The organism is Nioella sediminis, from assembly GCF_001879695.1.
Lineage (GTDB): Bacteria > Pseudomonadota > Alphaproteobacteria > Rhodobacterales > Rhodobacteraceae > Nioella > Nioella sediminis.
The window spans coordinates 39,132-45,994 of sequence record NZ_MNBL01000105.1 but is presented as its reverse complement, the minus strand read 5'-3'; the positions used below and the strand labels follow the sequence as shown (position 1 = coordinate 45,994).

At 63.4% G+C, this 6,863-nt stretch carries 8 protein-coding genes; 7 read left to right on the top strand and 1 reads right to left on the bottom strand.

Translation table 11 applies throughout. The annotated features are described in order from the left end of the window. Nucleotides 1-394 precede the first annotated feature (394 nt). Genes pcaF through BKY26_RS13205 form a run of 7 tightly spaced genes read left to right on the top strand, consistent with a single transcriptional unit; the run spans nt 395 to nt 5,977 of the window. On the top strand, nt 395-1,597 hold the full coding sequence (gene pcaF / locus BKY26_RS13235; protein WP_071690861.1) for a 3-oxoadipyl-CoA thiolase: 1,203 nt from the start codon (nt 395-397) through the stop codon (nt 1,595-1,597). A gap of 15 nt (nt 1,598-1,612) precedes the next feature. Then, a complete protein-coding gene (paaA, locus tag BKY26_RS13230; RefSeq protein WP_071690860.1) occupies nt 1,613-2,605 on the top strand; it encodes a 1,2-phenylacetyl-CoA epoxidase subunit PaaA in 993 nt (330 codons plus the stop codon). A 12-nt stretch (nt 2,606-2,617) separates the two neighbouring features. Continuing rightward, nucleotides 2,618-2,902, top strand: coding sequence for a 1,2-phenylacetyl-CoA epoxidase subunit PaaB (paaB, locus tag BKY26_RS13225; protein ID WP_071690859.1), 285 nt, complete (start codon nt 2,618-2,620; stop codon nt 2,900-2,902). Continuing rightward, nucleotides 2,902-3,663 carry a 1,2-phenylacetyl-CoA epoxidase subunit PaaC gene (gene paaC / locus BKY26_RS13220; RefSeq protein ID WP_071690858.1) on the top strand — a complete coding sequence of 254 codons (762 nt, stop codon included), beginning with the start codon at nt 2,902-2,904 and terminating at the stop codon, nt 3,661-3,663. Before paaB ends, paaC begins: the two co-directional genes overlap by 1 nt. Nucleotides 3,664-3,668: 5 nt before the next feature. Continuing rightward, the gene (gene paaD, locus BKY26_RS13215; RefSeq protein ID WP_071690863.1) at nt 3,669-4,130 is read left to right on the top strand and encodes a 1,2-phenylacetyl-CoA epoxidase subunit PaaD; all 462 of its coding nucleotides are present in this window, start codon (nt 3,669-3,671) and stop codon (nt 4,128-4,130) included. Nucleotides 4,131-4,142: 12 nt separating this feature from the next. Then, the gene (gene paaE, locus BKY26_RS13210) at nt 4,143-5,213 is read left to right on the top strand and encodes a 1,2-phenylacetyl-CoA epoxidase subunit PaaE (protein ID WP_071690857.1); all 1,071 of its coding nucleotides are present in this window, start codon (nt 4,143-4,145) and stop codon (nt 5,211-5,213) included. Between the two features lie 11 nt (nt 5,214-5,224). Continuing rightward, nucleotides 5,225-5,977, top strand: coding sequence for a Phenylacetic acid catabolic protein (locus BKY26_RS13205; protein ID WP_071690856.1), 753 nt, complete (start codon nt 5,225-5,227; stop codon nt 5,975-5,977). Here the strand turns inward: BKY26_RS13205 and BKY26_RS13200 are convergent. Continuing rightward, nucleotides 5,974-6,819 (bottom strand): LysR substrate-binding domain-containing protein, encoded by an 846-nt coding sequence (locus BKY26_RS13200; protein WP_071690855.1) that lies wholly within the window; start codon nt 6,817-6,819, stop codon nt 5,974-5,976. The two genes, BKY26_RS13205 and BKY26_RS13200, sit on opposite strands and share 4 nt — an antisense overlap. Between the last annotated feature and the right edge of the window lie 44 nt (nt 6,820-6,863).

Genomic DNA, 6,863 nt, shown 5'->3' with positions numbered 1-6,863 from the left:
CCTGTACACCCCCCGTACACCCCCCTGTGCATATGAAACGGCGATTTCGCCGCCTTCGGCGTCGACCCGGGAGCGGCCCTTCTCAACCCCCCGGCATGCGCCGGGAGGCCTCGTCGGGCCGCGTTGCCACGGATCTGTGGTGAGGGTGGTCTGTCGGGTCGTGTGGCCGGATGTGTGGCGAGGGCGGATGCCTCCGGCGGGAGTATTTGGGCCACGAAGAAGGGAGGTCGGTCTTTTGGAGGGCTGTTTTCGCTCGCTCGGCTCGGCTGGATGCGTTACGAGATATTCGCATAGTTACCGATTGACGTAACATTTCTCTTGCAACGAATCGCGTTGCGGCATATCCCGACCATGCGGTCAGTTATTTGCGCGACACTCGGGAGGATTCCGCCACATGGACGCTTTCATCTGCGACGCCACGCGAACGCCAATCGGACGCTACGGGGGGGCGCTGAGTTCCATCCGCACCGATGACCTTGCGGCGCTGCCCATTGCCGCCTTGATGGCGCGCAATCCCGGTGTGGACTGGGGCGCGATTGACGACGTGATCTACGGCGACGCCAACCAGGCCGGTGAGGACAATCGCAACGTGGCGCGCATGGCGGCGCTGTTGGCCGGGCTGCCGGTGAGCGTGCCGGGGACCACGGTGAACCGGCTGTGCGCCAGCGGCATGGATGCCGTGGGAATGGCCGCGCGGGGGATCAAGGCGGGCGACTATGACCTGGTGATCGCGGGTGGTGTCGAAAGCATGAGCCGCGCGCCCTTCGTGATGCCGAAAGCCACCAGCGCCTTTTCGCGGGCCAATGCGGTCTATGACACCACCATCGGCTGGCGCTTCGTGAACAAGAAGATGCAGGCGGCTTATGGCACGGATTCGATGCCTGAGACTGCCGATAACGTGGCCGAGGATTATGGCATTGCCCGCGCCGATCAGGACGCCTTTGCCGCCCGGTCTCAGGCCCGGTGGGAGGCGGCTCAGGCGGCGGGGCTGTTTGCCGATGAGATCACCCCGGTGACGATCCCACAGCGCAAGGGCGATCCTGTGGTGGTCGACACGGACGAACATCCGCGCCCCGGCACGACGGCTGAGAAGCTCTCGGGTCTGAAGGGCGTCAATGGCCCGGATAAGACAGTGACGGCGGGCAATGCCTCGGGCGTTAATGACGGGGCGGCGGCTGTGCTGCTGGCATCAGAGGCGGCGGCCAAGGCCAACGGGCTGACGCCAATGGCGCGGGTCGTCGCGATGGCGGCTGCCGGGGTGGAACCCCGCGTGATGGGGATCGGCCCGGTGCCGGCCACCCGCAAGGTGCTGGCCAGGGCGGGGCTGACAATCGAGCAGATGGACGTGATCGAATTGAACGAGGCCTTTGCCAGCCAGGGCTTGGCCACGTTGCGGGAACTGGGGGTAGCGGATGATGCGGCGCATGTGAACCCCAATGGCGGCGCCATCGCGCTTGGCCATCCGCTTGGCATGTCGGGCACGCGGTTGGTGCTGACGGCGGCCTATCAACTCAACCGCACGGGCGGGCGCTATGCGCTGTGTACCATGTGCGTGGGCGTGGGACAGGGCGTGGCCCTGATCCTGGAACGGGTCTGAGGGAGGATTTCAGACATGTATGCACAGATGATCAAGACGGCCTCGAACGGGATCAAACCGCGCGAGGAGATGTCCGAGGAAGAGCGTGCCTTTCAGGACAAGATTGACAACGATATCAAGATCGAACCGCGCGACTGGATGCCGGAAGATTACCGCCGGACGCTGATCCGCCAGATCGGCCAGCACGCCCATTCCGAGGTGGTGGGGCAACTGCCCGAGGGCAACTGGATCACCCGCGCACCGACGCTGGAACGAAAAGCGATCCTGCTGGCCAAGGTGCAGGATGAGGCGGGGCATGGGCTGTATCTCTATTCCGCGGCCGAGACGCTTGGCGTGAGCCGCGATGAGCTGATCGAGCTGCTTCATGAAGGCAAGATGAAGTATTCGTCGATCTTCAACTACCCGACGCTGAACTGGGCCGATATCGGCGCCGTGGGCTGGCTGGTCGATGGTGCGGCGATCGTCAATCAAGTGGCGTTGCAGCGCACGTCCTACGGGCCGTATTCCCGCGCCATGATCCGCATCTGCAAGGAAGAAAGCTTTCACGCGCGGCAGGGCTATGACGCGATCCGCGCGATGGCCTTCGGCACGCCGGAGCAGAAGCGGCAGGCGCAGGATGCCTTGAACCGGCTGTGGTTCCCGGCGCTGATGATGTTCGGGCCGTCGGACGCGGAATCGACCCATTCGGAACAGTCGATGGCGTGGAAGATCAAGGTGAAGTCCAATGACGAGCTGCGCCAGCAATTCGTGGACCAGACCATTCCGCAGATCGAATACCTGAAGCTCGACCTGCCGGACCCGAATATCAAGTGGAACGAGGCGCGCGGGCATTACGATTTCAGCGAACCCGACTGGCCGGAATTCTTCAATGTCATCAAGGGCAACGGCCCCTGCAACGTGGACCGGATGAAAGATCGCGTCGCAGCCTGGGACGACGGCGAATGGGTGCGTGAGGGGCTGCTGGCCCATGCCCGCAAGAAAGCCGCCCGCAAAGTTGCGGCGGAATGAGGAGGATCTGAGATGAAAAACGAATGGCCCCTGTGGGAGATTTTCATTCGCGGCCAGCATGGGCTGAGCCACCGGCATGTCGGCTCGCTCCATGCGCCGGACGCGGAAATGGCGGTGAAGAACGCGCGCGACGTCTACACCCGCCGCAACGAAGGCGTGTCGATCTGGGTGGTGGAAGCGAAACATATCGCGGCCAGTGCGCCGTCCGAAAAAGGCCCGCTGTTCGAGCCGTCGGAGAGCAAGATCTACCGTCACCCGACCTTTTACGACATTCCCGACGAAGTGGGGCATATGTGATGACTCGGGACGAGGCTTTGTTCGAATTCCTCCTGCGGATGGGGGACAATACGCTGATCCTCGGGCATCGGGTATCGGAATGGTGCGGCCATTCCCCGGTGTTGGAGGAGGATATCGCGCTGGCCAATACGGCGCTCGACATGATCGGGCAGACTCAGCTGTGGCTGGGGCTGGCGGGAGAGGTCGAGGGCAAGGGCCGGACGGCGGATAACCTCGCCTTCCTGCGCGACGCCTGGGACTTTCGCAATGTGCTGATGGTGGAGCTGCCCAATGGCGATTTCGGCCAGACGCTGATGCGGCAGTTTCTCTATGACGCGTGGTCCTTCGTGATGACCGACTGGCTGAAAGGATCTGCTGACGCGCGGATCGCGGCGATTGCCGAGAAGGCCCACAAGGAGGTGACCTACCACCTGGAACGCTCCGGCGACACGGTGATCGGTCTTGGGGATGGAACCGAGGAAAGTCACAGCCGGATGCAAGCAGCGTTGGACTATCTCTATCCCTATTGTGGAGAGATGTTCGAAAAGGACAAGGCTGATGAACTGCTGGCAGAGGCCGGGATCGCCCCTGACCCCACCGAATTGCGCGCCGAATACGACGATATCGTCGGTCGGGTGCTGGCGGAGGCCACATTGGCCATTCCCGGTGGCGGCTATGTCCACAAGGGCGGGCGCAATGGCCGGATGCATACCGAACATCTGGGCCATCTGCTGACCTCAATGCAGTGGCTGCAACGCGCCTATCCGGGCGCCGCGTGGTGAGCGTGATGGACAAGCCCACGGTCGATCAGGTCTGGGAGTGGCTGGATGCCGTGCCCGACCCCGAGATCCCGGTGATCTCTCTGGTCGATCTGGGCATCATCCGGGGCGTGGAATGGCAGGGCGAGACACTGGTCGTGTCGGTCACGCCCACCTATTCCGGCTGTCCCGCAACCAGCATCATCAATCTCGACATCGAGACGGCCCTGCGCGGCCATGGCATCGAGAAGCTGGAGCTGAAGCGCCAGATATCACCGCCCTGGACCACCGATTGGCTGACCGAGAAGGGACGCGCCAAGCTGGAAGATTACGGCATTGCGCCACCGCAACCGGCGGGTGGCCCAAGCCGCTGCCCGCAATGCAAAAGCACCAACCTGGAACGGATCAGCCAGTTCGGATCGACCCCGTGCAAGGCGACGTGGCGCTGCCGCGACTGTCTGGAACCGTTCGACTATTTCAAGTGCATATGAGGGAGGAGCCCCATGGCGCGCTTTCACGAGCTCACCGTCACTGACATCCACAAGACGATCCGCGACGCCGTTGTCGTGACCCTGAAACCGGAGGACGCCGAGGCGTTCGACTTCATTCAGGGGCAGTATCTGACCTTCCGTCACGAGTTCGAAGGGGAGGAGCTGCGCCGGTCCTATTCGATCTGCGCAGGGAGGCAGGAGGGCATCCTGCAAGTGGGGATCAAGCGCGTCGATGGCGGGGCGTTTTCCACCTGGGCCAATGAAGAGCTGAAGGTCGGTGACACGCTTGAGGCGATGCCGCCCATGGGGGGCTTCCACACAACGCTGGATGCATCTCAGGCGCGCCATTACCTGGGCTTCGCGGGCGGGTCGGGGATTACCCCGGTGCTCTCGATCATCAAGACCGCGCTGGCCACGGAACCAAGGTCGAGCTTCACGCTGGTCTACGCCAACAAGGGCGTGAACACGATCATGTTCCGCGAGGAGCTGGAGGATCTGAAGAACGAGCATATGGGCCGGTTCAACGTGATCCACGTGCTGGAAACCGACGCGCAGGAGATTGACCTCTTTACCGGCCTCGTGACCGAAGAAAAGGTCGCGCAGCTTGTGAGGACGGGCTGGGTGGATATCGACAGCGTCGACATCGCTTTCATCTGCGGGCCGGAACCGATGATGCTGGGCATCGCCAAGGCGCTGCGGGCGCATGGGCTGGACGATGCGCAGATCAAGTTCGAGCTTTTTGCCTCGGCCCAACCGGGGCGGCTGGCGCGGCGGGTCGTGTCGAAGGACGCGGGAAGTGCCGCCAATCAGGCAGCCCTGTCGGTGACGCTCGATGGCTCCACCCGGTCGCTGACCGTGGGCAAGGATATCAGCGTGCTGGACGCGGCGCTGGAAAACGCCATGGACGCGCCCTATGCCTGCAAGGCGGGGGTCTGTTCGACCTGCCGCTGCCGGGTGCTGGAAGGCGAGGTCGAGATGGTCGCCAATCACGCGCTGGAGGATTACGAGGTGGCCAAGGGCTATGTGCTGTCCTGCCAGTCTTTCCCCGTCACCGACCGCGTGGTCGTGGATTTCGACCAGTAAGGAGCCGGATCATGGAAATGAAGATCGAGGAGTATCTGGCCCAGGGCGGCGTGCTGACCAGCCCCGCCAATGTGCCGCCCCGTTACCGCGCTGAGCTGATGAAGCTGATGGCCAGTTTCGTCGATAGCGAGCTGGCGGGGGCGGCGGGCTTTGCCGATGTGATCAACGCAGGCCCCGGCATCAAGGAACGGATCGCGGCGGCGCGGATCGTGCTGGAAAAGACCGATCACGCGGACAAGGTGCTGCGGGTGATGGGTGAATTTGGGGTCGATACGGCGCGCTATGCCAACCATCATCCCTGGACCGCGCGGCTGGACCGCGACGCCGATATCGGCGCTGTGCGCGGCGATCATGATATGCGGCTTGCGGTGTTCAACTATCCGCTCGATGGCTGGGGCGATGCGGTGGTGATGAACCTGCTGATGGGGCGCGCCGTGGTGGCGCAGCTGTCAGATATGCAGATGGTGAGCTATCAGCCGCTGGCCGAGGCGTTCCGCGCCGTGGCCCCAGTGGAACTGCGCCATGCGGAGCTGGCCGAGGAAGGGCTGGAACGGCTGGTGTCAGAAGGGCAGGGAGAGGCGCTGCAAGCCTCTGTCGCCTATTGGTGGCCCCGTGTGGCGGCGAGTTTCGGGCAGGGCGACCCCGCCCGGTTCGACCAACTGCGCGCCATGGGGCTGCGCCATGCCTCTCGCGATGAGCTGTTTGCCCGCTGGCAGACGGAGGCCGGGGCGGCGCTGTCCCGCGTGGGGTTGAGCGCGACTTAAACCGCGCTGCGGATCCAGTCCTCGACGATGCGCCTCGCCTTGCTGGCGGGCGTGTTGGCGGGGCGGATCAGGTAGAGCCCCCGGCCCGGTTCGGGCGGAAATTCCTTCAGTTTGACGAGACCCCCGGCGGCAAGGGCGTCTTTCGCCATGATGGCGGGGACAAGCGCAATGCCGGTTCCCGCCTCGGCGGCATCCAGGGCAAGGGCGCTCTGGGCGACCTGATGCGATTGGAAGGTCGTGCCGCTTTCGGACAACCACTTGGCCCAGGGGCGGCTGGCATCCTCGATCAGCAGGTATTGCGCGAAGAAGCTTTCGCGCGCGATCACCGGCGCGCGGGCGATGAGGGTGGGGCCGGTCACCGCGACCAACGGGGTTTCGCAGAGCAGATCGACCTTCCGCCCGGCGGTGGACGGCGCCGCGCCGAGATGCAGGATGAACTCCGCATCGCTCTGATCCGGGGCCTGCGCGGTGATGATCTGAAGGTCGATTTCCGGGTTGCGTTCCGCGATCTCCGACAAGGATGGAAACAGCCATTTTGCGGCCAGGGAGGGGCTGATTGCGATGGAAATCCGCGTGGATCGTGAATTTAGTGAATCTATACCCTGCTGAATGAGCCCCATTGCCTGTTCGATTGGTCTGTGTAACTGCAAGCCGGCTTCTGTCAGGCGCAGGCCGCGGCGGTGTCGCTCGAATAGCTTTGCTTCAAGTACAGCTTCCAACTGATTGATTTGTTGAGAAACTGCCCCTGTTGTCACCTGAAGTTCCCGCGCGGCAGCACTAAGCGTGCCGTGGCGGGCTGCTGCGTCAAAAGCGCGGAGCGTATTCAGGCTGGGAGTAGTCATGGAGTCAATATAGAGGAGTTTTGCTAAAATCAGAAGGTCGCTAT

Coding starts and splice junctions, on each gene's coding strand:
- pcaF (WP_071690861.1), top strand. CDS start 395: ATGGACGCTTTCATCTGCGACGCCACGCGAACGCCAATCGGACGCTAC.
- paaE (WP_071690857.1), top strand. CDS start 4,143: ATGGCGCGCTTTCACGAGCTCACCGTCACTGACATCCACAAGACGATC.
- paaC (WP_071690858.1), top strand. CDS start 2,902: ATGACTCGGGACGAGGCTTTGTTCGAATTCCTCCTGCGGATGGGGGAC.
- paaD (WP_071690863.1), top strand. CDS start 3,669: ATGGACAAGCCCACGGTCGATCAGGTCTGGGAGTGGCTGGATGCCGTG.
- BKY26_RS13200 (WP_071690855.1), bottom strand. CDS start 6,819: ATGACTACTCCCAGCCTGAATACGCTCCGCGCTTTTGACGCAGCAGCC.
- BKY26_RS13205 (WP_071690856.1), top strand. CDS start 5,225: ATGGAAATGAAGATCGAGGAGTATCTGGCCCAGGGCGGCGTGCTGACC.
- paaA (WP_071690860.1), top strand. CDS start 1,613: ATGTATGCACAGATGATCAAGACGGCCTCGAACGGGATCAAACCGCGC.
- paaB (WP_071690859.1), top strand. CDS start 2,618: ATGAAAAACGAATGGCCCCTGTGGGAGATTTTCATTCGCGGCCAGCAT.